The sequence below is a fragment of the Hymenobacter mucosus genome, assembly GCF_900188255.1.
GTDB lineage: Bacteria > Bacteroidota > Bacteroidia > Cytophagales > Hymenobacteraceae > Hymenobacter > Hymenobacter mucosus.
Map to the genome: position 1 here is coordinate 344,605 of NZ_FZNS01000004.1, position 21,398 is coordinate 366,002.

Consider the following 21,398-nt stretch of genomic DNA (forward strand, 5'->3'; position numbering starts at 1 on the left):
TAACGCAATGCATTGGCAACTGCTGATAATATTGGCTACAATTCTCAACAGTTCTACCCTGCTACCCAGCTAAATCTTCTCCCACATGGGCAAGCAATATCCGGTCATCAGCGCCGACATCCAGTCCTTTATTGAGCAGCAGCACATCTTCTTTGTAGGCACGGCCGTCGCGGATGGGCGCGTCAATATCTCGCCCAAGGGCCAGGACACGTTGCGCTTGCTCGATGCCAACCGCGTGGCCTGGCTGAACCTGACCGGCAGCGGCAACGAAACCGCTGCCCAACTGCTGGAAGTAAACCGCATTACCCTGATGTGGTGCGCCTTCGAGGGCAAGCCCAATATCCTGCGCATCTACGGCACTGCCACCGTGTACTACCCCCGCGACGCGGAGTGGGCCGAGCTGCTGCCCCTGTTCCCGCCCTTGCCCGGCTCCCGGCAGATAGTTGTGGTAGACGTTGACCTGGTGCAAACCTCCTGTGGCATGGCCGTGCCCTTCTTCGAGTACCAGGCCGAGCGCGACGAGCTGAACGACTACATGGAACAGCGCGGCCCCGAGCAGGTAGCGCAATACTGGCACAACCGCAACGCCCGCAGCATCGACGGTAAGCCCACGGGTATCTGGGCTTAGGTCCGGGGGCCAGTTACTCTTCTTAATCTACCTCGCCAACAGTGCTACATAAAAAACGCCCCGGTAACTATCGGGGCGTTTTGCATTTCTAGTAGGTACTGCGGTGGCAGTAGCACGTTTATGGCATACCGGCACCACCGGAGGCACCGTATACCTGCCCGGTGGCGTAGCTTGCCATGGGGTCGGCGAGCTGCACGTAAATAGAGGCTAGCTCTACTGGCTGACCGGGCCGCTTCATAGGTGTATCGCCGCCGAACTTTACCAGCTTCTCCTGGGTAGCACCACCACTTACTTGCAGGGGCGTCCAGATGGGGCCGGGAGCTACACCGTTCACGCGAATACCCTTGGGGGCCAGCTGCTTGGCCAGGGAACGAACGTAATTGGTAGTAGCCGCCTTAGTTTGGGCGTAGTCGTAGAGGTTTTCGGAAGGGTCCGTGGCCTGCTCAGAGGTAGTGCCAATGATGGCAGAACCGGGCTTGAGGTGGGGCAATGCCGCCTTAATGGTCCAGAAAGGCGCGTAGATGTTGGTTTTCATCGTCGCGTCGAAGTCCTCAGTGGTTAGCTCCAGGATGGATTGGCGCTGCTGCTGCCGCGCCGCGTTGTTCACCAGGATGTCCAGGCCTCCTAGCTGGCGGACAGCTTCCTCCACCATGCGCTTGCAAAAAGCCTCATCACGCAGGTCGCCGGGAATGGCTACGCCTTTCTGGCCAGCGGCCTTAATCAGGGCAATTACCTCTTTGGCGTCGGCCTCTTCGGCGGGCAAGTAGTTGATGGCTACATCGGCACCTTCGCGGGCGTAGGCAATGGCGGCGGCGCGGCCCATGCCGGAGTCGCCACCTGTAATGAGGGCTTTGCGGCCTTTCAGGCGGCCCGAGCCTTTATAGCTTTTCTCGCCGTGGTCGGGTACGGGCTCCATCTTGGAGGCCAGTCCCGGCCAGGGCTGGGTCTGGCTTTTGAATGGGGGCTTGGGGTAGGCAGTAGTAGGGTCTCTCAGGGGTTCGGGGGCCGCGGTAGCGGCATTACCCGCAGCTTCGGCGGGTACTATAGGGCTAACGGCAGCAACGGCGAGGCTGGCTCCTAGGCCATTGATTACCTGGCGGCGGCTGAGTTTGGTTTCTTCTTGCATATTCTCTAAAACGCGCCCTGGTAGTTTTGGTTAGTTAATTTCTCACTTCGGCCCTACCTACTCAAACGAATTCCCTCAGCTGTACCCAACGCACGCAGCAGCATGATACTCACCTGCGTTCTGCCACCTGAGTCCGGTCACCTAGGTGCTCTACCTGTACACAACGGCATCAGAAGTAGAAAACGAGGCAGCCTAGGCAAACAACCGCCTCCTAATGGGGCTCCGCTGAGTTGCGGCGCTACCAACTATCTCAGCCCCGGCCGATACGAAGGATCACAAAAAACCCCAGCGTTAGCCAGGGCTTTTTGTGGCATTAGCCTACTTATTTAGCGTTGTTTTCCGTGAGACCGGGCTTGTGGACGTCGCCTTGCACGCTGAAGTTGCTACCCGCATCATCGGGCGGTGGGTTGGAGGCTACCACGTCGCGCACGTGTCCGTTTTCGGGGGTTGGCGTACGGAAGTCCTCTAAGGGCCGGGTGGCGGTGGTAGCACGCGCGGGCTTAGGCACTTTCAGTTGAGCCTCAAGGTCGTTGCTGGGCGTTGGGGCCGTTTGGCCTTTATTTTTCCAGAACAGGAAGGCCGCAGCGGCGGCCGTTAGCCCACCAACCCAGGCCGTTGTCGACTTTTTCATATGCGTATGTAACGTGGTGATTTTCTGTAAACCAAGCCCGGGTACGTAAGCCCCTTCTGCGGCATGCTGGCTACCCTTGTGTACGCGGCCTTGCCAAAGACGTTGGGGCAACGGCTTCTTCTCCTACCAGAGTGCGGCACGCTCATTTTGTGGGTGGGCCCGTATAGCTTGCAGAAAGGCAGGCATAGGTACATGGCACCCTGCTTCCGTCAACCCCATTTCTTTCCTATGGACCAGAACATTCGAGAAGGTATTGTGAAAGAGTTAGTTGCCCTCCTGACCCAGGGCAATGCCCACGTAACGTTTACCGATGCCTGCGCCAACATTCCCGTGGCGCTGGTGAATAAGCGGGTGCCGGAGTTGCCCTACACCGTATGGCAGTTGGCCGAGCACATCCGCATTGCCCAGTGGGACATTGTTGAGTTCTGCATCAGCGCCGAGCACCACTCGCCCGCATGGCCGGCCGGCTATTGGCCCGCCCCCGAAACCGCAGTGGATGAAGCTGCGTGGCACTCTACACTTGCCCAGATAGCAGCCGACCGGGACCGGTTTGTGGCGCTACTCCACGACCCCAACCAAGAGTTGCTGGCGCCCCTACCCCACGGCACCGGCCAAACCCTTCTGCGCGAAGCCTTGCTCATTGGTGACCACACGGCCTATCATACCGGCCAAATCATTCTTGTGCGGCGCCTGCTACACAACTGGGAATAGTGCACGCCCTGCTCTGGTTGAGCTAGTGTAATTCGCCTCTGCTTGGGGGTAACAGTTTTTTGTGCTTCCCTGACTTTAGGGCTTTGCTTGCGTATCTCTACTCATACAAACCTGCTAGATATGAACACGGAACAGAACGAACCACGCCCCACCAATAGCGAAATCAACCCTAAGCCTACCGCCTACCCCACCAGCGAACAGCAAATGAAGGAGCAGCCCGACTGGAATATGTCGAGCTACCAGCCGGCGGGCAAACTCAAGGGTAAGGTAGCCCTCATCACGGGCGGCGACTCTGGCATTGGGCGGGCCGTGGCCTTAGCCTTTGCCATGGAAGGTGCCGACGTGGCGGTTATTTACCACACCAACGCCGAAGATGCTGCCGTAGTGGGCCAGGCCGTAGAGGCCCAGGGCCGTAAGTTTTTGGCTATCCAGTGTGATGTGCGCTCGGCCACGGAATGCCGCGAGGCAGTGCGCCGCACGCATACCGAACTAGGCGGCTTTAACATCCTGGTAAATAATGCAGCTTACCAGATGGGCTACGAGAACTTTGAAACGGTGCCCGAGGAGAATATCCACCGCACATTCGACACCAACATCAAAGGCTACTTGTTTATGGCCCAGGCAGCCATTCCTTTCCTAAAGGAGGGCGACGCCATCATCAACACTGGTAGCATTGCCGGCCTGGTTGGCAACCCGCACCAGATTGACTACGCCTGCACCAAGGGCGCCATCCACACCTTTACCAAGAGCCTAGCCGCTTACTTGGGCGAGAAGAAGATTCGGGTGAATGCCGTACTGCCTGGCCCCATCTGGACGCCCCTCATCCCGGGCACTATGCTGGAAGAAGACCTCAAGAAATTCGGCGATTCTACGATGTTGGGCCGCCCCGGCCAGCCCGAAGAATTGGCCCCTGCCTACGTGTACTTCGCCTCGCAAGACGGCAGCTACTCTACCGGCAGCTTGCTAGAAGTGACCGGCGGCATGCCTAAAGGCAGCTAAACACCCTAGTCTGAGTTGCAGCTCCCTACCGGGATGGCGGCTTCTACTGCTATATCATACCAACAGGCTCTCCATGCGGGGGGCCTGTTTCCGTATACTCTCACCCCTTCACAACCGTAGCGCTAGCACAAACAGCACCAAGGCGTACACTAGAGCCATAGGTGGTGGATGAGTTGTTCCCAGGCTGCATTCCGGCGTGCGTGCACCAAACGCGGCCCTGCTACTCTTTTTCTACACGACCTCTTGACTACTCTTCCTATGAAAGCTAACTCTCTTCACGGAGCTACCGTGGTTATTACGGGGGCGTCCAGTGGTATTGGCCGCGCCACAGCCCTCACCTTTGCCCGGCAGGGTGCTACCCTAGTGCTAGCGGCCCGCCGCGCCGAAGTACTGGCCGAGGTAGCTGCTGAGTGTGAGCGGCTAGGAGCCCGCGCCCACGCCGTACCTACCGACGTGACGGACGCAACGGCCGTGCAACGCTTAGCCGAAAGGGCCCTGGCGGCGGGCAACGGCCGTATTGCGGTATGGGTGAACAACGCCGGTAGCGGAGCTATTGGCCGTTTCGAGGAAGTGCCGCTGGTCGCCCACGAGCAGGTACTGCGGCTTAATTTGCTGGGCTACCTCTACGGGGCGCACGCCGTGCTACCCCACTTCCGCCGCCAAGGTCGGGGCATCCTCATCAACGTCATATCCTTGGGTAGCTGGGTGCCGGAGCCTTACACGGCTTCCTACAGCGCCAGCAAGTATGGCTTGCGCGGCCTCATGGATACTCTGCGCGCCGAGCTAAGCAAAGCGCCCCACATTCACGTGTGCGACGTACACCCGGCCTACATCGATACACCCGGTTTTCAGCACGGCGCCAACTACACGGGCCGCGTAGTGAAGCCCGCGCCGCCCGTTTTTCCGGCCCAAAAGGTGGCCGATACCATTTTGGCGGTGGCACAACGCCCGCGCCCAACCACTATGGTAGGCTGGCCCGCTACGCTGCTGCGCTGGTCCTACACGTTTGCCCCAAGCGTGGTAAACCGCATAGAGCGTCGCCTGTTCGACACGTATTTTCAGCAGGCAGAAACGGCTCCCGTTTCGGAAAACAGCCTTTTCACGCCTCACCCCGTACCGCACAGCACTGGCATTTCGGGGGGCTGGCGCAAGCCCACTACCCCGCGCAATGGCCAGTGGATAGGTGCGGCTTTGGCCGCGGGCCTAGCGGCGGCGGGGCTGGTAGCATGGCAGCGGAAGACGCGCTAAGCAACCCATATTAGTGAGAGGCGGCGGACAGCGGTTCTGAGTGTTGAGCTGCTATCCGCCGCATGCTCTCGGAGTTGATGCAGTACCGTAGGCCGCTGGGCTCGGGGCCGTCGGGGAAGACGTGGCCCAGGTGGCCGCCGCACACATTGCAACTCACCTCTACGCGCCGCATGTGGTGGCTTTCGTCGAAGGTGTAGCGGATGGCACTCTTGGTTTGGGGCTGGGTGAAGCTAGGCCAGCCAGATATGGCGTGGTACTTCGTGCTCGAATCGAACAGGGGACTAGCGCAGCCGGCACACACATAGGCCCCGGGCTCGTAGGAGCGGCAATACGCATTGCGGTAGGGCGACTCCGTTGCTTTCTGGCGCAGCACCTGAAACTGCGCGGGCGTCAGCTGCTGCGCCCAGGTTTCTTCGGTTTGCTCCACGCGCCGCACCGGCTCGGGGTTGCTGTAGGTGGCATATCTCAGGACGTCGGACCAGCGAAGCATGCGAGGGTAAGGGCAAAACAGTTTTGCGGGACTCGGATAAGATACCTCTTCGGCTGTCTTCCAGCCCCAGTACATAACACGTCCTGTTCGGCGGAGTTTCCAACTCAGCCCCCGATCTTACCGCGTATTCTTCCCGGTGGTGGCGCGCGGCTCTTTGCTTGCAACTACGCTACCCCGCTTTTTCTCGCACTATTATCCTTGCGCATCGTGCCTGCTACTACCCCTGCTTCTTCGCACATTCTGCTCATCCGCTGCCCCGACGAGCCGGGCCTGATTTATAAGATTAGCGGCGTTTTGTTTCGTCACGGCCTCAACATTCTGCGCAACGACGAATTTGTGGAGCGAGCCGACAACCACTTTTTCATGCGCACGGAGCTGGCCGGTGAGCTAGCCGCCGAAGATTTGCTACAGGAGCTGCGCACTACCCTGCCGGCGGCCGACATCCGCCTTTCCGACAACCGGCCCAAAAACATTGTGCTCTTGGTTACCAAGGAGCACCACTGCCTTAGCGAGCTGCTGGTGCGCCATGCGTTCCAGGAGCTGAATGCGCGCATCTTGGCCGTGGTAAGCAACTACGAGGTGCTCGGCGACTTGACCCGGCAGTTTGGCATTCCCTTTCACTGCGTGAGCCACGAGGGCAAAACTCGTGAGGCCCACGAAGTTGAAGTGCAGCAGATAATTGGTCAGTATGCCCCGGAGTTTGTAGTGCTGGCCAAGTACATGCGCATTCTATCGCCCGAGTTTGTGCTGCCCTACGCCAACCGCCTCATTAATATTCACCACTCCTTTTTGCCCGCCTTTGTGGGGGCTAGCCCCTACGCCCAAGCCTACGAGCGGGGCGTGAAAATCATTGGAGCTACGGCGCACTTCGTCAACGAACAGCTAGACCAAGGACCCATTATTGCCCAAAGCGTCATCCCCGTCAATCACACGCATAGTGCGGCAGAAATGGCCCAGGCCGGCCGCGACGTGGAGAAAATAGTGCTGGCCCGCTCCCTGCGCCTGGTTTTTTCCGAACGGGTATTTGTGCACCACAACAAGACCATCATCTTCGAGTAAGACCGGAGTATATACGGGTTACTACCATCTACTGGTCTTCAAGCCTCATTCTTATGCCACTCATGTAGGGCAGGCTACCTTGGATGAGAGTTTAGCTCCTGACTAGGAGTAAGAACGGCTGGCGTTCCTACTCCTAGCAGCGGGCCGCTAGGGCTGTCGGCGGTAGGGCCGGTAGGTATAGGGCACTACCACGGGATGGAGGCTGCCTTTGCCCCCGTGCGCCGTGAAGAAGGACTCAATGGCCGCTTCCAAGGCCGGGCGGTCGTGCAGGGAAGTAGTGGCAAATATGTCCTGGGCGTCGAATGGAGCGGGCAGGGTGCTGAGGCGGCAGTTGGCAATGCCCAGCGGATGCTCTACGAATAGCTGCGCGCCATCTACGGCCTGGTACTCGTGCTGGTAACGCCAGGCATGGCTGAAAAGCGGCTGGCCCGCACCTCGGGTTTGATCGGTAGCAGCAAAGCCAAGGCTTCGCAAGTAGGCATCTGTCATGGATGTATAGATGAAAAAGGATTAAAGACATGGAATGCTGGCTTCCCAGTTTACCTGGCGCAGCAATACCCGAAATTCTGCTTCGGAGGCCAGCCGTCCCTGAAAGCTGTAAAGGATCTGACCGTTTACAACCTCTAGCAACGACACCTCGGCGTCGTGATACAGCACAATGGTTTCCTGCCCGCAAGCACTAGCCCGGCTAAAGCGCACTTGTCCAGGCGGTGAGGCGTACGGAGCAAAGCCCAACGCCCGCAGCAGTTCAGCTGATGGCTGATAGAAAGAAGACATGAGGAAAATGGGGAGTGCATCTGGCCAGGGCGGCCAAGCGGTACGCTATGGTGCACCAAAACCGGTGCTAGCAAAAACCGCAGTGCGCTACTACCACGGGGCTATACCAAATGAGAGCTACTTGGTATAGCGAATGTATGAGCAGAACGCCCTTGTGTATTGGAACACAGTAAAGCTACTCATTATAAAGCAGATCTGGCCAGTGTACCTGCTGGGTTGCCCGAAGGAGCACCCGCTTCGTGTTCTGTATACGCAAGCCAACGACACACGGCCTAGACTACACGAGAGTTACTACAAATCGTCAGGCCAAGCCCATCGGAGCATCCCTACTCCTTGGTTGAGCCGAAGCTACTTGGTAGCGATACGCCGACGGACTTCGCCTGACCGTTCGTATGTTCTTCTCACTGGCCGCCCGTGAATTTCGGTGCAGGACACCTACTATACTAGGGTGTCCCGCACTTCTACAGCCTGTGTATTGGTTGATTGTCGCGGCACGACGTAGTGGTACTTAGGCGTGCCGCTGATGGCAAAACCGGCTACGTTTATATCCTACCCTTAGCTGACCAACTGGTCGAATAAGCGTGCTAACGTAGCGGCGGGGTCCTGGCACAAGCCCGGGTGCACCGGCGACGTTTGCACTACGGTGCTGCGCGTAGCCGTAAGCCAGCGAAACCGCGAGGCCACTGCCAACTGCCCAATAGGGCCGCCTTCCTTACGTCCCCGGCAGATGCGCTCGAAGGAACGTAGTCGGGCAGCTATATCCGTCAGGTCTAGTTCGGGGCCGGCCAGGGCCCGCAGCCGGTCTTCGGGTACGGCAAACTGAGCCTGCAAAAACCCCTGGGAACTGCAGTATAAGATGACGCCAACGTTGATAAACTCCTCGCGTTCTACGCGGGGCACCACCCGCAGAACGGCGTACTCAAACAAGTGCTTGTCGGGCATCATTTGCTTCTTGAACAAAGATTTCTGATGCCGCCAAGCGGTTTTCTAAGAACTGCACGTACGCCGCGCGCTGCTCCTGGGCGGGTACATCGGGCTCGGTAAGCCACTCCTCCGGCACTAGGGCCACAATGGCGCTTAGCACCTCGGGGGTAAGGCGGGCACGAGCTTCCGCATCCACGGTGGCTAGCTCGCTGGCTTGGGGTAGAAGCACGTGGTCTTTTATTTGAGCAAAGGTGCGCCGGCTGGGGGCTGCCCAGTTGGGGCCCGCGTGGTGCACGTACAGAGCAGCGCCGTGGTCAATCAGCCACAGCTCCTTATGCCAGAGCAGCATATTGGTGTTGCGGGCCGTCCGGTCTACGTTTAGCGTCAGGGCATCGAGCCACACTACCTGCGAGGCCAAGTGGGGCTCCACGGTGGTTACCAGGGGGTCGAAGGTGCTGGCGCCGGACAGGTAGTGCAGGGCCAGGTTGAGCCCGGTACTAGCGCGCAGCAAGTCCTGAATTTCTTCGTCGGGCTCGGTGCGACCAAATGCCTCATCTAGCTCAATGAATACTAATTCGGGCAGTCGCAACCCCAGCGCCCGGGCCAGCTCACCCACAATCAGCTCGGCAATGAGAGCCTTGGGGCCCTGCCCCGCCCCCCGGAACTTTACCACGTACAGAAACCCATCATCGGCCTCTACCAGGGCCGGCAGGGAGCCTCCCTCGCGCAGCGGGGTGATGTAGCGCGTTACATGTACCGTTCTGAGGGAAAAGGAACTAGCCTCCATAGACTGCAAAAAAGGAAAGATTGCAACGGGGCAAACCCCGTGCAAAGGACGCATAATTAGATGGGTTTGGGCAAATCAGCTCCCGGAGTGCCCCTTACGAGCTGCAAGAGAGCGTGGCCGAGCCTGGCTTTTCGCGGGCCCAATCGGGGCGTTTGGCGGCCAGGTCGTCGTGCTCGGGCTGCTCCGCAAAGGGCGTTTTCAGCACCGTCATAAGTCGGTTCAGCAGCGTGAGGTCGTCGGCTTCGGCTGCTTCAATAGCTTGCTGAGCCAAGTAGTTACGCAGCACGTACTTGGGATTAGCCGCCAGCATCAGCGCACGAATGGCATCAGGGGTAGCCGTTTCCTGGCGCAGCCGCTGTAGGTAGCTCTGTAGCCATTCTACCAGCTTCTGCTCCTCATTGGGGGCCATGGAGTAGGCCGCCGCCGCCAGTAGCTCCCGCCAGGTTTCCGCCTCCGAGCCACCCTCCGCCAGCAGGCGCGGCGCCGCGTGCGACAAGTGACGGAAAAACAGCGTCATGTCTACTTCTGACTCGGTGAGGGCCTGCTCCAGTTCTTCAATCAGCTTCTGGTCCTGCTCCGTAGCCTTGTCGGTGAGGCCGAGCTTGCGCAGCATCATGGCGTGCCGGGTAGTAGCCAGCGTATCCACGTAGAGTTGCAGGGCGGGGTTCAGCTCCTGAATGTCGTTGACCAGGGGAGAAATGGCTTGGCCTAGCTGCATAAGATTCCAGAGGGCTACCCGCGGCTGCTGCCCAAAGGCGTAGCGCCGGCCGCCGAAGTCGGTGGTGTTAGGCGTCCAGTCGGGGTCGTAGGGCTCCAGCCAGCCGTAGGGGCCATAGTCGATGGTCAGCCCCAGAATCGACATATTATCGGTGTTCATGACGCCGTGCACGAAGCCCACCGACATCCAGTGCGCAATCATAATGGCCGTGCGGCGGCATACTTCTTCAAACCAGCGCACATACACGGCCGGGGATGGCTCGCCCAACTCGGGGAACTGATGGCGGATTACGTAGTCGGCCAGGGCGCGTAGGTTGTCCATTTCACCCAGGGCCAGCAGAATCTGGAAGTTGCCGAAGCGCACGAATGTAGGCGCTACCCGGGCCACAATGGCACCGGGCTCGGGGCGGGCATTTCCGTTGTAGAACATGTCGCGCACTACTTCGTCGCCGGTGGCTACTAGGCTCAGCGCCCGGGTAGTAGGCACGCCCAGATAGTACATGGCTTCACTACATAAAAACTCACGCAGGGAAGAACGGAGTACGGCGCGGCCATCGGCGCGGCGGGAATATGGCGTGGGCCCAGCGCCCTTCAGCTGAATTTCCCAGCTAGAGCCGTCGGTGGCCGTGAGCTCGCCCAAGGACATGGCGCGTCCGTCGCCGAGTTGGCCGGCCCAATTGCCGAACTGGTGGCCGCCGTAGCGAGCCGCAAATGGCTTCATGCTCTCAGTTACAAGGTTGCCGGCCAGCGCATTCACGGCTGCCCCCCGCTCTGAGGGGCGCGTGAGGCCTAGAAAGGTGGCCAAGTCGTCGGACCAAGCCAGCAGACGCGGGTCGCGTACGGGGGTGGGCTCCACGCGTGAATAGTGGTAGCCCGGCACCTGGCGGGGCTTTTTATCGAAAGTGGCTTCCCCGCGCAGTTCATCCACGAAGGAGTTATGGAAGGGAGCTTGCTCGAGTGATTGGGTGGTAGACATGGGCAGTATGATGCAGAGCATAGAGGATTTTGGTATAACCCCAAACCCACTCAAATAGCTCCTGGTAAGCAAATGAGACAGTACGTGTGGGCGGATTCGAGGACCAGCACCGGCCTTACCGCCTACGCAACGCAACAGGCAAACCGCCCGTGTTGTGCGGGCGGCAGGATAGTAGAGACGCAAATGCATGTGCGGTTGTTGCTACTGCTGGGCCACAGAAGCGGGCTTTCACTGCGGGCGGGCAAGCGGTGGCTGGGGCAGTAACTGCGCGGCCCGGAGTACTCCCAAGCTGAGCCCTAAAGGTAGCTCAGCTATAACCCAGGCCGTAAAACTCGCGCTACAACCCCTACTACCCACCTCCTCTCCCACTATGGCAACTACTAAACTGCGCGGCAACGACCTGCGCAAAATTGGCTACCCCGAGGGACGCGCCATTACCCTGGCCCTCGATATCCTCGACGACCGGCAGCTTAAGAAATTAGACAAAGGCAGCGCCCTGGCGTTGCTGCAAAAAATAAAGGAAGACCCCTACGCCTACCTGCGCGACTCGCTGTGGCGTGACTTGGCCAAGGAGTTTGTGCCCGACCCCAAGCGCAACGTAGGCCTCAATCCCGAAATCAAAGACTACCGCCGCTACGGGGAGGCGTTTATTGAAGATGGTGCCCGCAAGCAGATGGATACGGCCATGCAACTGCCCATTACCCTAGATGGGGCCCTAATGCCGGATGCCCACCAGGGGTACGGCCTGCCCATTGGGGGCGTGCTGGCCGTCGATAATGCGGTGATTCCCTACGGTGTGGGCATGGATATCGGCTGCCGCATGGCCTTGTCGGTGTTTGCGCTGCCCCCCGAGTACCTGGGCCAGCGCACCCAGGAGCTGAAAAAGCTGCTGCACAACCATACTCGTTTCGGCGCCAAAGAACTGTTTAAGAACCCTACCGACGACCCCATCTTCGACCGCCCGGAGTTCAAGGACATTGCAGTGGTGCGCGGCAAGCGCGAAGCGGCTATCAACCAACTGGGCTCCTCGGGGTCTGGTAACCACTTTGTGGAGTGGGGCGTGGTAGACATTACGGCTCCCGATAATGACTTGGACCTGCCCGTGGGCCAGTACCTGGGCTTGCTCTCCCACTCAGGGTCCCGGGGTTTGGGAGCCGCCATTGCGCAGCATTACACCAAGGTAGCCATGAGCAAGTGCCCCCTCCCGCCCGAGGCTCGCTACCTCGCGTGGCTTGACTTAGATACCCAAGAAGGCCAGGAATACTGGCGGGCCATGAACCTGGCCGGCGACTACGCCTCGGCCTGCCACCGCGACATTCACCGCCGCCTCAGCCAAGCCCTGGGCGAAAAACCGCTAGCCAAGGTGGAAAATCACCACAACTTTGCGTGGAAGGAAACCTTGCTTAATGGGCGGGAAGCCATTGTGCACCGCAAGGGCGCCACTCCAGCGGGCCAAGGTGTGCTGGGTATCATTCCGGGTTCCATGACGGCTCCCGGCTTCATTGTGCGCGGCCGCGGCGAGCAGGATTCTATTCAGTCGGCGAGCCACGGCGCCGGCCGCAAAATGTCGCGCACCCAGGCCAAACAGAACCTTTCCGAAGGTGACGTACGCCGCCACCTCCGCGACCATGGCATTGAGCTGATTGGAGGCGGACTAGATGAGGCACCCATGGCCTACAAGGACATTCACCAAGTAATGGCCCACCAGCGCGACCTAGTAGATGTGCTAGGCTCTTTTACCCCGCGCATTGTGCGTATGGACGCTGGGGGCGGAGGCAAAAGCAAGTACGGCGGCGAGTAAAACAGCTTACCGGTGGCTCCCTCCCCGGATGCCAGCCAGTAGCGCGCAACTTAGTTGTGTGCTACTGGCTGGGCTGGCGCCTACCTTTGCCCTATGCACACGCTTGAACAACTACGCTCCGGGCAGCTAGCCGGTAGCACCCGCCTCGATTTATCCTGCGGCCTGACTGAATTTCCCGTTGAGATTTTCACCCTCGCCGATTCGCTGGAAATCCTCAACCTCTCGGGTAATGCGCTATCGACCTTACCCAACGACTTAGGACGGCTGCACAAGCTACGGGTGCTATTTTGCTCCGATAATCAGTTTACGGAGGTGCCCGCAGTGCTGGGGCAATGCCCGCACCTGAGCATGATTGGGTTCAAGGCCAACCAGATTCGGACCCTACCCGCGGAGGCGCTTACCCCTGCTTTGCGCTGGCTTATTCTGACGGATAATGCGCTGACTACCTTGCCCGATGAACTGGGTAGCTGTCCGCTTCTACAAAAGCTCATGCTGGCCGGCAACTACCTCACCGCTCTGCCCGAAACCCTGGCGGCCTGCACCAACCTAGAACTGCTTCGCATTGCGGATAACGAGCTAGCAGCCCTACCCCAGTGGTTGCTGTCTATGCCGCGCCTGTCGTGGCTGGCCTATGCCGGCAACCCCTTCTGCGAAGCAGCCGAAGCCACAGTGCTGGCCCAATACCCTATTGATACCATCAGTTGGCCTAGCCTTACCGTGGAGCAACAACTAGGGGAAGGAGCTTCGGGGGTAATTTACCGGGGCCAGTGGCAGCGCCCCGGCGGGGCGGCCGAGCCTGTTGCCTTAAAACTATTTAAAGGGGCTGTAACGAGTGATGGGCTACCCCACAGCGAAATGGCAGCTTGCAGCAGTGCCGGCGCCCACCCCAACCTAATTGCCGTGCACGGTAAAATTGGGCAGCACCCAGCCGGGCAAGAAGGGCTGGTTCTAGAGCTGATTGATCCTGCCTTTGGTAACCTAGCCGGCCCGCCCAGTTTGGCCTCCTGCACCCGCGACGTGTATGCACCCGGAACGTCCTTTAGCCCGACCACGGCGTTGCGCATTGCCGAAGGTATTGCCGCCGCCGCCCAGCACCTGCACAGCCGCGGCATCTTGCACGGCGACCTGTACGCCCACAACATCCTGAATACTACCGATGGCACTTCCCTACTAGGCGATTTTGGGGCCGCCTGCTTTTTTGGGCCCGATGATGCTACCGTGGCCCAGGCACTACAACACCTGGAGGTACGAGCTTTTGGTTGTCTGCTGGAAGAGCTCCTGGCGCATTGCACTATGCCTTCAAACTCGGCTGCTTTTCAGCTGCTCTCCAACTTGCAACAGCGGTGCTTCCACCCTACCCCCACGAGTCGCCCACTCTTCACCGAGATTCAAGAAATCTTAGCGAATGCTCGAGCAGCAATTGCCTAGGTAGGTGCGCGGAGCGCCATTGCTCAGCATAATTGGCTAGCTTATTTCTTCTGGATGATGATGAGTACAGCAGTTCGCAGTGCTGTGGTTAGTCTTAACAGCAGAAAGGCATCATCTCACACATAACCTCTTGTTAATCAATGATATATATTGAATAATTAAGACCTTTTAGAAGTGCTATTCTTACTGGATAAATATAAAAATTTTATTTTTTATTCGCATTTATCCATGAATAGTAAAATTCTAGTATTAGATTGGGTCGTTCGTGGAGTGGTCCGGGAGCAGTTTACTTTTACTTCATTTCCTTGTCGTATGCCCTCATCTTCTCCTACTCTTGAGCTACAGTTGCAGCGTGTAGCATCCGCGGTCCAGCTGCACTTTGCGGAGTTACCTAACCGGTTTGCCTACGTGTATCGCCGCCACCAGGGTCAGGCCTGGGAGTGCATTGCCCACCGGGCTTGCAGCCCCTGCCTCGATCGGAAGCCGCTTCCAAGCAACACCCACGTGGAGTACGTGGTATGCTATTGCGACGCCAACGGTACCATCACCGCTACCACTTCCGTAGCCCACGCCTACCCCAATGTGCTTTCTCCCAACTCAAGCTGGGCCCACCTTCGCTCATAAGCTCACCCGGCCCTATTTCAGGAGGCCCAGTGCACGCTGCCGTCCATGTACCGGCAGTGAGCACTGGGCCTTCTTTTTGCCTTTACACTGACGCCAGACCGCAGCCGCGGCATCCATAGTGCTACTGCTTTCCGGTCAGAACAGGCCCGGCGTAGCGGCGGGCCAAGGCAAACCTGCGTACCTTTGCATTGGTATGCCCCACTTTCTACCTGCGCTTTTTCAGCTTACCCCACCCTGAGGATCGGCCTGCTTGCCTCGCGCCGCCACGTCTTGTTAGATGTGTGCGGCTTTTCTTTTGCCATTTCTCAGCCTCCACATGAACTCACTTCGCTCCTATTTTTCTCAGTATACGCTCAACGCAAAAAATGAAATCCTTGCGGGTCTTACCACCGCTTTAGCACTGGTGCCCGAGGTAGTAGCCTTCGCGTTGCTGGCCCACATTAGTCCGCTGGTGGGTATTGGCTCCGCCTTTGTCATTTGCCTGCTCACGAGTGTATTTGGCGGCCGGCCGGGCATGATATCGGGTGCGGCCGGCTCAGTGGCCGTCGTAATTGTGAGCTTGGTAGTGCAGCACGGCCCCGAGTACTTGTTTGCCGCAGTGCTCCTGATGGGAGTGCTCCAAATTGGCATTGGGTGGTTGCGGTTTGGCAAGTTCATTCGGCTTGTGCCTCAGCCCGTGGTATTTGGGTTTGTAAATGGGCTGGCCGTTATCATCTTCATGGCCCAGCTAGAGCAGTTTAAAGTGCATGATGCGGCCGGACAGGAGCATTGGCTTAGTGGCCAGGCCCTGTGGCTGATGCTTGAGTTGGTGGCCCTTACCATGGCTATCGTATACTTCTTGCCCAAGCTAACCAAGGCCGTACCCTCGTCATTGGTGGCCATTGGGGTGGTGTCGGCCCTGGTTATTCTGGGGGGCCTCGATACCAAGTCGGTGGGTGATATTGCTTCTATTGCGGGTGGGCTACCGCAGTTTCACTTACCGCAAGTACCCTTAAGCTGGGCTACGTTGCAGCTCATTTTTCCTTACTCCATTATTATGGCGCTGGTAGGCCTCACGGAAAGCCTGCTGACCCTGACGGTGGTTGATGAAATGACCGACTCGCGGGGCCGCGGCAACCAAGACTGCGTAGCGCAGGGGTTAGCCAACGTCGCCTCGGGGCTAAGCGGCGGCATGGGCGGCTGCGCCATGATCGGGCAAACCATGGTGAACCTCGAATCGCGGGGCCGGGGGCGCCTCTCGGGGGTAGTAGCAGCAGTGGCGCTGGCCTTGTTTGTGCTGGTAGGCTCCTCTCTGATTGAGCGCCTACCGCTAGCTGCCCTGGTAGGCGTGATGTTTATGGTCGTGATTGGCACCTTCGAGTGGGCCAGCTTGCGCATTTTGCGCCGCATGCCCCGCACCGACGTAGCCGTGATGCTTGTGGTAACGGTAGTAACTGCCGTGACGCAAAATCTGGCCCTGGCAGTTCTGCTGGGTGTTGTGATATCGGCGCTGGCGTTTGCCTGGGAAAATGCCCAGCGCATTCGCGCCCGCAAGCACGTAGATGCCGCGGGCGTGAAGCACTACGAGCTATACGGCCCCCTGTTCTTCGGCTCGGTACAAGCCTTTGCCGAGAAATTTGACCCCGCTACCGACCCCACCGAGGTGGTAGTAGACTTCCGGGAAAGCCGAGTAGCCGATATGTCGGGCCTGGATGCGCTGCACAAGCTTACGGAGCGCTACCAGCGCCTGGGTAAAACCCTGCACCTACGCCACCTCAGCCCCGACTGTCGTCGTTTGCTTGGTCAGGCCGGCGCCCTAGTAGAGGTCAATATTTTGGAAGACCCCGAATACGTTGTAGCCACGCCAGCCGGGTAGTACCGCCACAGCGCACTACTACCCAAATCGCCACCAGGGCTCTACCTTTTCCGCTTCCATCCAGCTTGCGTACCAGAAAGCGACTCAAACAAAGGCCCCTAGTTGACTTAGCAACTAGGGGCCTTTGGCGTTTTGGGATAGGCGTATCAGTCGCCTGCTACAGGTTCTTCATCCATACCTGGCGCAGAGCCAGCTGGGCGGGCGTGGCGCTCGGGTCTGGGCTGAAGAGGTAGCGTTGCACGGCTTCCGTGCTACCCAACTTCACGCGCACGGTTTGCTCCTGACCGTTGCGGCTGATGGTGAGGGGCAATTCGGAGCCCGGAGTGCGGCTGGCTACTCTGCGCAGGGCGGTAAAGTCGTTGCGAACTCCATCAACGGCCACTAGCTGGTCGCCAACCTGTACACCGGCTGCTTGCACGGGGCCACCTACCTTGGTGAAATACACGCTGGTTTCGCGCGGAGCCAGGCCCAAAGCTCCCAGGGTAGCTATCTGCTGGCCCGTGTGCCGGATGGGCTCGTAGCGGATGCCCACCTTTGCGTAGTATTCCTGCAAAGGCAGCGACTCGGCCTGCTGCACGTACCGGGCAAAGAAGTCCCCAATTTCGGGGTAAGTCATCTTGGTGAAATCCTGGAAGAAGTTCTTCTCACTGATTGGCTTGTTTGGGCCGTACTGCTTGGCCAGTTCTAGCAGCACGTCGCGCAAGCCGCGCTTGCCGCCACTCAGCTCCAGCAGGCGCAGGTCGAGCAGGCCGGCCGTGAGGGCGCCGCGCTGGTAGATGTTGCCATATTGACGCTGACCCTCGTCGCTAAACGAGTTAAGCCCCAGGCGGCTCAGGCTGTAGGTGGTATCGGTGCGGGTGCGGTCGTAGGTTACCTTATCGTGCAAGGTGCTCAGGTAGTCGTCGAGACCAACTAGCCCTCCCCGCAGCTGCATCATGTGCGAAGCCCATTCCGTGGTGCCCTCGTACAGCCAGAGGTGCTCCGAGCCCGTGGGCTGCACAAAGTTGAAATGCTCAATTACTTCGGAGTGAATATTGAGCGGAGTCATCACGTGAAAGAACTCGTGGGCCGCAATGTCCACCACGTTTTGGGCCGCCTCGGGGGTTAGCTCGGTTTCGTTTAGTACGTACTCCGAACTGTAGGAATGTTCCCACGCTCCCGCCGAGCGGTCGGCGAAGTGGTAGAGGAAGGCGTAGCGCTGCACCGGCAGTTGCCCCCCAAAAAAGGCTTGAGCGGCGTTGAGCATCTTCTGCATGTAACCCAATAGAGGCGCGGCCTGCACTTTGTCGGTAGCCGAGTAGCAGTACAGGGCCACATCCGTAGTTCCCAGCTTGGTAGCCGTTTCGGTGAGGCGCCCCAGGAGAATAGGCGAGTCTACCGCGTGGTCATAGTCCTGCAAGTGGTAATAGCCTTCTTTATCGGGCACCAGTACAGAGCCAGCCTTCCAACCGCTAGGGTATTCCAGCTTGAGGCGTAGGGGCTTGTCCTGCATACCCTGGGGGTAGCCCAGCAGGGTTTGACCGTTGAGCAAGGCATGGTCCGTCTCCAATGACGAGCCGCACATGCGGTAAATGTTGTGCTCCTTTACCGGCGTGTCCCAGGTTTCGGCAATGGTATAGCGTATCTCGCGGGTTTTGTCGGGCTGGCTCAGCTGCCACTGGTTGGTCGACAGCTGCTTTACTTCCAATGGCTTGCCCTTAGCATCAAAGGCCTGGAAGTTGCTCACATAACGGCCCATATCCATTACCTGGTAGGTACCGGGCGCCGTGGCCGCAAACTGGTAAATGGACTGCTCTTTCTTAAGCTTGGGCAGCGCCAGCTTCACCTGGAAGGCGTTGCTGTTGGTGGCGGGGTCCATGCTCACGGTATAAGTCAGCTCACGCGGGGCTTTGGCTAGCACGGGCGCAACGGCCGGAGCCAGCAGAGCCGCCAAAGCCAGCGGACGGATAAAGGAAAACATCTGAAGGAAGTGAAAGTGAGAGTGGGCGAACAGACGCCAGTCATCCGGCGTTGGTTGCGCCAGCACGGTACAGCGGAGCTGCAATTACGCACCCTAGACAAACATTATCCGTACTGTTGCGGTAACTTATCTTGTCGGATATGCTTATGCTGGGTTTTTCTCAGCCAGAGGGCTTCGTAGCCCACATTCACTGCTTACTTATCTTCTCGTGTCTGCTCCTTCCCCTTCGTCAGCTGATGTAGCAACCATTTTTCCAGCCGAGGAATTGTTACAGGGCTTGTTCGATGTATCGCTCGATGGCATTGTGCTTTACAAACCGGTGTATGGCCCGGATGGCAGCACAATCATTGACCTGGCCTTTGTGCTGCTTAACACGGCCGCCCAGCAGATGCTACAGCTACCCGCCCACCCTACCCAAACTCACCTGCAGCGCTACCCCCAGGCTCAGTTCAACGGTGTATTTGAGTTCTATTGCTCGGTATTTGAAACTGGGCAACCCGGCCGCTTCGAGTTGCGCTACCAAGCCGATGGTTTAAACGACTACTACTACCTTTCTGCCCGGCGGGTGGGCCAAGGCATCGTCGTAAGCTTCACCGACACTACCGACTTTGCCCGCCAAGCCATTGCCGAAAACGCCCTGCAAGAAAGCCGGGCCCGCATCTCGGCCACGGAGGCCGCTTTGCACGTCAGCCTAGCGCGCGAGCAAGTTTCCCGGGCTGAGGCAGAAACCCAACGCGCCCGCCTGCACAACACGTTCATGCAGGCGCCGGCCATGATTACGATTTTCGAAGGCCCCGACCACGTGTTTAGCCTCGTAAATCCGTTGTACCAGCAGCTGGTAGGGCCGCGGGCTTTACTAGGGAAACCCATTCGGGAAGCAATGCCCGAGCTAGCGGGCCAGCCTATCTTCGATCTGCTCGACACCGTGTACCGCACGGGTGTACCGTACCATGCGTTCGAGATGCTGGTAAAGCTGGACCACACCAATACCGGCGAGCTGGGCAACAACTACTACAACTTCGTGTACCAGCCTTCCCGCGACACCGATGGCAACGTGGACGGCGTGCTCGTGTTTGCGTATGAGGTTACTGCCCAGGTAGAAGCGCGCAGCCGCGTGGAGCAAAGTGAAACTCAACAACGGCTTCTTAATCAGCAGTTGGCCAGTTCGCTGGAAGAGTTAGCCGCTACCAACGAAGAACTGGCCGCTTCCAATGAGGAGTTGCAAGCGGCTAACGAGGAAATCCGGCTGAACAATGATGAGTTATTTCGGGTGCAGTTAGCGGTACAGTCGCTCAATATGGAGCTGGAGGCCCGAGTGCGGAGCTACACCCGAGATGCCCGCGAAGCCCAGCAAGAAGCTGAGCAGCAGCGTGCCCGGCTCGAGCATTTATTTATGCAGGCCCCCGCCGCCATTTGCATTCTGCACGGCCCCGAGTTAGTATTCGAACTTGTGAACCCGGGCTACCAGCAACTGTTTCCAGGGCGGGAGCTGTTGGGCATTTCCATTGGTGAGGCCATTCCTGAACTCACTACCCAACCAATTTGGAATACGCTGCGCCGGGTGTACGAAACGGGTGAAAGCTTTGAGGGGAATGAAAGCCTGATTCAAGCGGCCCGGCACGAAGGAGGCCCGCTGGAGGACATCTACTTCAACTTTGTGTACCAGCCGCGCTACAATACGCACAAACACATTGATGGCGTTATTGTGTTTGCGTTTGAAGTGACCGAGCAGGTGTTGGCCCGCCAGAAGGTGGCCGCTGCCAATGCAGGTCTGAGCCTTACGAACCAGCAACTCACGCGCATCAACCAGGACCTCGACAACTTCGTGTATACGGCCTCCCACGACCTGAAGCAGCCCGTTAATAACATGGCGGGTGTTTTTGAGGAGTTCAAGCGCACAGCTACTTTCCACGACCCCGAAGCGGCCCTGCTAATTACCATGTTTGAGGGGGCGCTGAACCAGATTCACAATACTATTCAGGGCCTCACAGAGGTAGTGCAGGTGGAGCGCCGCAGCGGACACTTCCCCCTGGAGGACGTTGCTTTGCAGCCCTTGGTGACAGAGGTACTGCGCAGCATGCACAACCAAATTTCAGCAGCCAATGCTACGTTTGAACTAAACTTCACGGCTGTTCCCATGATGCGGTTTGCTCGCCTCAATGCACAAAGCATTCTGTACAACCTCCTCAGCAATGCCCTAAAGTATGCCCACCCCGACCGCTCTCCCCACGTGCACGTGTACACGGAACTGACAAGCGACACGACGGCCACCCTAGTAGTGGCCGATAACGGCTTGGGCCTTGATGTAGCCCGGTACGGGGCCGATCTGTTTCAAATGTTCCGCCGCTTCCATGACCACGTACCAGGCTCAGGAATGGGGCTATACCTCGTCAATCGAATTGTGCGGCAGGCAGGTGGCAACATCACCGTGGAAAGCAAAGTGGGCAGCGGTACTACTTTCCGAATTGTGCTGCCCAACAGCATAGGCTGATAGCATCCCGTCAAATTGCTACGTCAGTACGTATAGCAGTGGCTGTTTGCACATTAACTTGTTGACTGCACACAATAAAGAGACGGAGTAGCAGTTAGTAGGCAAACCGGCACAAGGAAAAATCAGGATTTACCCCTAGTGAAATCCGTACAAATCCGGAAGCGAA

19 protein-coding genes are annotated in these 21,398 nt (G+C 58.4%); 10 read left to right on the top strand and 9 right to left on the bottom strand.

Annotation, left to right across the window (positions count from 1 at the left end; all coding sequences use genetic code 11):
* Nucleotides 1-85 precede the first annotated feature (85 nt).
* A complete protein-coding gene (locus CHB83_RS11420) occupies nt 86-628 on the top strand; it encodes a pyridoxamine 5'-phosphate oxidase family protein (protein WP_089332714.1) in 543 nt (180 codons plus the stop codon).
* Nucleotides 629-746: 118 nt separating this feature from the next.
* Here the strand turns inward: CHB83_RS11420 and CHB83_RS11425 are convergent, their stop codons facing one another.
* Nucleotides 747-1,754, bottom strand: a complete 1,008-nt coding sequence (locus tag CHB83_RS11425; protein ID WP_089332715.1) for an SDR family oxidoreductase — start codon at nt 1,752-1,754, stop codon at nt 747-749.
* A 322-nt stretch (nt 1,755-2,076) separates the two neighbouring features.
* On the bottom strand, nt 2,077-2,385 hold the full coding sequence (locus tag CHB83_RS11430; protein ID WP_045689897.1) for a hypothetical protein: 309 nt from the start codon (nt 2,383-2,385) through the stop codon (nt 2,077-2,079).
* 228 nt (nt 2,386-2,613) lie between these two features.
* On the opposite strand from CHB83_RS11430, the gene CHB83_RS11435 reads away from it, so the two are divergent.
* From CHB83_RS11435 to CHB83_RS11445, 3 genes are all read left to right on the top strand, one after another.
* Nucleotides 2,614-3,096 carry a DinB family protein gene (locus CHB83_RS11435; RefSeq protein WP_089332716.1) on the top strand — a complete coding sequence of 161 codons (483 nt, stop codon included), beginning with the start codon at nt 2,614-2,616 and terminating at the stop codon, nt 3,094-3,096.
* A 120-nt stretch (nt 3,097-3,216) separates the two neighbouring features.
* Nucleotides 3,217-4,095: an SDR family oxidoreductase gene (locus CHB83_RS11440; protein ID WP_089332717.1), complete on the top strand. Its 879-nt coding sequence runs from the start codon at nt 3,217-3,219 to the stop codon at nt 4,093-4,095.
* Between the two features lie 258 nt (nt 4,096-4,353).
* Complete coding sequence (locus tag CHB83_RS11445; protein ID WP_089332718.1) at nt 4,354-5,343, top strand: SDR family oxidoreductase; 990 nt, start codon at nt 4,354-4,356, stop codon at nt 5,341-5,343.
* A 10-nt stretch (nt 5,344-5,353) separates the two neighbouring features.
* Here CHB83_RS11445 and msrB read toward each other — a convergent pair whose 3' ends face one another.
* Nucleotides 5,354-5,833 (bottom strand): peptide-methionine (R)-S-oxide reductase MsrB, encoded by a 480-nt coding sequence (gene msrB, locus CHB83_RS11450; RefSeq protein WP_045689901.1) that lies wholly within the window; start codon nt 5,831-5,833, stop codon nt 5,354-5,356.
* A 207-nt stretch (nt 5,834-6,040) separates the two neighbouring features.
* Here msrB and purU point away from each other — a divergent pair, with 207 nt between their 5' ends.
* Entirely contained in the window at nt 6,041-6,892 is an 852-nt protein-coding gene (gene purU / locus CHB83_RS11455; protein WP_089332900.1) for a formyltetrahydrofolate deformylase, read from the top strand.
* A gap of 147 nt (nt 6,893-7,039) precedes the next feature.
* On the opposite strand, the gene CHB83_RS11460 is transcribed toward purU, so the two are convergent.
* From CHB83_RS11460 to CHB83_RS11480, 5 genes are all read right to left on the bottom strand, one after another.
* Complete coding sequence (locus tag CHB83_RS11460; RefSeq protein WP_089332719.1) at nt 7,040-7,381, bottom strand: hypothetical protein; 342 nt, start codon at nt 7,379-7,381, stop codon at nt 7,040-7,042.
* A gap of 21 nt (nt 7,382-7,402) precedes the next feature.
* Complete coding sequence (locus CHB83_RS11465; protein ID WP_089332720.1) at nt 7,403-7,669, bottom strand: hypothetical protein; 267 nt, start codon at nt 7,667-7,669, stop codon at nt 7,403-7,405.
* Nucleotides 7,670-8,224: 555 nt separating this feature from the next.
* Nucleotides 8,225-8,611 (bottom strand): DUF3037 domain-containing protein, encoded by a 387-nt coding sequence (locus CHB83_RS11470; RefSeq protein ID WP_089332721.1) that lies wholly within the window; start codon nt 8,609-8,611, stop codon nt 8,225-8,227.
* Nucleotides 8,589-9,380, bottom strand: a complete 792-nt coding sequence (locus tag CHB83_RS11475) for a HipA family kinase (RefSeq protein WP_089332722.1) — start codon at nt 9,378-9,380, stop codon at nt 8,589-8,591. The genes CHB83_RS11470 and CHB83_RS11475 overlap by 23 nt, the downstream gene beginning before the upstream one ends.
* A gap of 94 nt (nt 9,381-9,474) precedes the next feature.
* Nucleotides 9,475-11,073: a protein adenylyltransferase SelO gene (locus tag CHB83_RS11480; protein WP_089332723.1), complete on the bottom strand. Its 1,599-nt coding sequence runs from the start codon at nt 11,071-11,073 to the stop codon at nt 9,475-9,477.
* Nucleotides 11,074-11,443: 370 nt separating this feature from the next.
* On the opposite strand from CHB83_RS11480, the gene CHB83_RS11485 reads away from it, so the two are divergent.
* The 4 genes from CHB83_RS11485 (at nt 11,444) to CHB83_RS11500 (ending at nt 16,781) form a co-directional block, all read left to right on the top strand.
* Nucleotides 11,444-12,874 carry an RtcB family protein gene (locus CHB83_RS11485; protein WP_089332724.1) on the top strand — a complete coding sequence of 477 codons (1,431 nt, stop codon included), beginning with the start codon at nt 11,444-11,446 and terminating at the stop codon, nt 12,872-12,874.
* Between the two features lie 93 nt (nt 12,875-12,967).
* A complete protein-coding gene (locus tag CHB83_RS11490) occupies nt 12,968-14,302 on the top strand; it encodes a protein kinase (RefSeq protein ID WP_089332725.1) in 1,335 nt (444 codons plus the stop codon).
* Nucleotides 14,303-14,614: 312 nt separating this feature from the next.
* Nucleotides 14,615-14,926 carry a hypothetical protein gene (locus tag CHB83_RS11495; protein ID WP_089332726.1) on the top strand — a complete coding sequence of 104 codons (312 nt, stop codon included), beginning with the start codon at nt 14,615-14,617 and terminating at the stop codon, nt 14,924-14,926.
* A 316-nt stretch (nt 14,927-15,242) separates the two neighbouring features.
* On the top strand, nt 15,243-16,781 hold the full coding sequence (locus CHB83_RS11500; RefSeq protein WP_089332727.1) for a SulP family inorganic anion transporter: 1,539 nt from the start codon (nt 15,243-15,245) through the stop codon (nt 16,779-16,781).
* 157 nt (nt 16,782-16,938) lie between these two features.
* Here the strand turns inward: CHB83_RS11500 and CHB83_RS11505 are convergent, their stop codons facing one another.
* Entirely contained in the window at nt 16,939-18,741 is a 1,803-nt protein-coding gene (locus CHB83_RS11505) for a M61 family metallopeptidase (protein ID WP_245855331.1), read from the bottom strand.
* Between the two features lie 208 nt (nt 18,742-18,949).
* Here CHB83_RS11505 and CHB83_RS11510 point away from each other — a divergent pair, with 208 nt between their 5' ends.
* Nucleotides 18,950-21,232 carry a PAS domain-containing sensor histidine kinase gene (locus CHB83_RS11510; protein WP_143437119.1) on the top strand — a complete coding sequence of 761 codons (2,283 nt, stop codon included), beginning with the start codon at nt 18,950-18,952 and terminating at the stop codon, nt 21,230-21,232.
* Nucleotides 21,233-21,398: the final 166 nt, after the last annotated feature.

Excerpts from the sequence above, each read along its gene's own strand:
- CHB83_RS11490 (WP_089332725.1), top strand. The coding sequence starts at position 12,968 with ATGCACACGCTTGAACAACTACGCTCCGGGCAGCTAGCCGGTAGCACC.
- CHB83_RS11445 (WP_089332718.1), top strand. The coding sequence starts at position 4,354 with ATGAAAGCTAACTCTCTTCACGGAGCTACCGTGGTTATTACGGGGGCG.
- msrB (WP_045689901.1), bottom strand. The coding sequence starts at position 5,833 with ATGCTTCGCTGGTCCGACGTCCTGAGATATGCCACCTACAGCAACCCC.
- CHB83_RS11440 (WP_089332717.1), top strand. The coding sequence starts at position 3,217 with ATGAACACGGAACAGAACGAACCACGCCCCACCAATAGCGAAATCAAC.
- CHB83_RS11475 (WP_089332722.1), bottom strand. The coding sequence starts at position 9,380 with ATGGAGGCTAGTTCCTTTTCCCTCAGAACGGTACATGTAACGCGCTAC.
- CHB83_RS11430 (WP_045689897.1), bottom strand. The coding sequence starts at position 2,385 with ATGAAAAAGTCGACAACGGCCTGGGTTGGTGGGCTAACGGCCGCCGCT.
- CHB83_RS11485 (WP_089332724.1), top strand. The coding sequence starts at position 11,444 with ATGGCAACTACTAAACTGCGCGGCAACGACCTGCGCAAAATTGGCTAC.
- CHB83_RS11470 (WP_089332721.1), bottom strand. The coding sequence starts at position 8,611 with ATGCCCGACAAGCACTTGTTTGAGTACGCCGTTCTGCGGGTGGTGCCC.
- CHB83_RS11420 (WP_089332714.1), top strand. The coding sequence starts at position 86 with ATGGGCAAGCAATATCCGGTCATCAGCGCCGACATCCAGTCCTTTATT.
- CHB83_RS11505 (WP_245855331.1), bottom strand. The coding sequence starts at position 18,741 with ATGTTTTCCTTTATCCGTCCGCTGGCTTTGGCGGCTCTGCTGGCTCCG.
- CHB83_RS11435 (WP_089332716.1), top strand. The coding sequence starts at position 2,614 with ATGGACCAGAACATTCGAGAAGGTATTGTGAAAGAGTTAGTTGCCCTC.
- CHB83_RS11465 (WP_089332720.1), bottom strand. The coding sequence starts at position 7,669 with ATGTCTTCTTTCTATCAGCCATCAGCTGAACTGCTGCGGGCGTTGGGC.
- CHB83_RS11480 (WP_089332723.1), bottom strand. The coding sequence starts at position 11,073 with ATGTCTACCACCCAATCACTCGAGCAAGCTCCCTTCCATAACTCCTTC.
- CHB83_RS11500 (WP_089332727.1), top strand. The coding sequence starts at position 15,243 with ATGAACTCACTTCGCTCCTATTTTTCTCAGTATACGCTCAACGCAAAA.
- CHB83_RS11460 (WP_089332719.1), bottom strand. The coding sequence starts at position 7,381 with ATGACAGATGCCTACTTGCGAAGCCTTGGCTTTGCTGCTACCGATCAA.
- CHB83_RS11495 (WP_089332726.1), top strand. The coding sequence starts at position 14,615 with ATGCCCTCATCTTCTCCTACTCTTGAGCTACAGTTGCAGCGTGTAGCA.
- CHB83_RS11425 (WP_089332715.1), bottom strand. The coding sequence starts at position 1,754 with ATGCAAGAAGAAACCAAACTCAGCCGCCGCCAGGTAATCAATGGCCTA.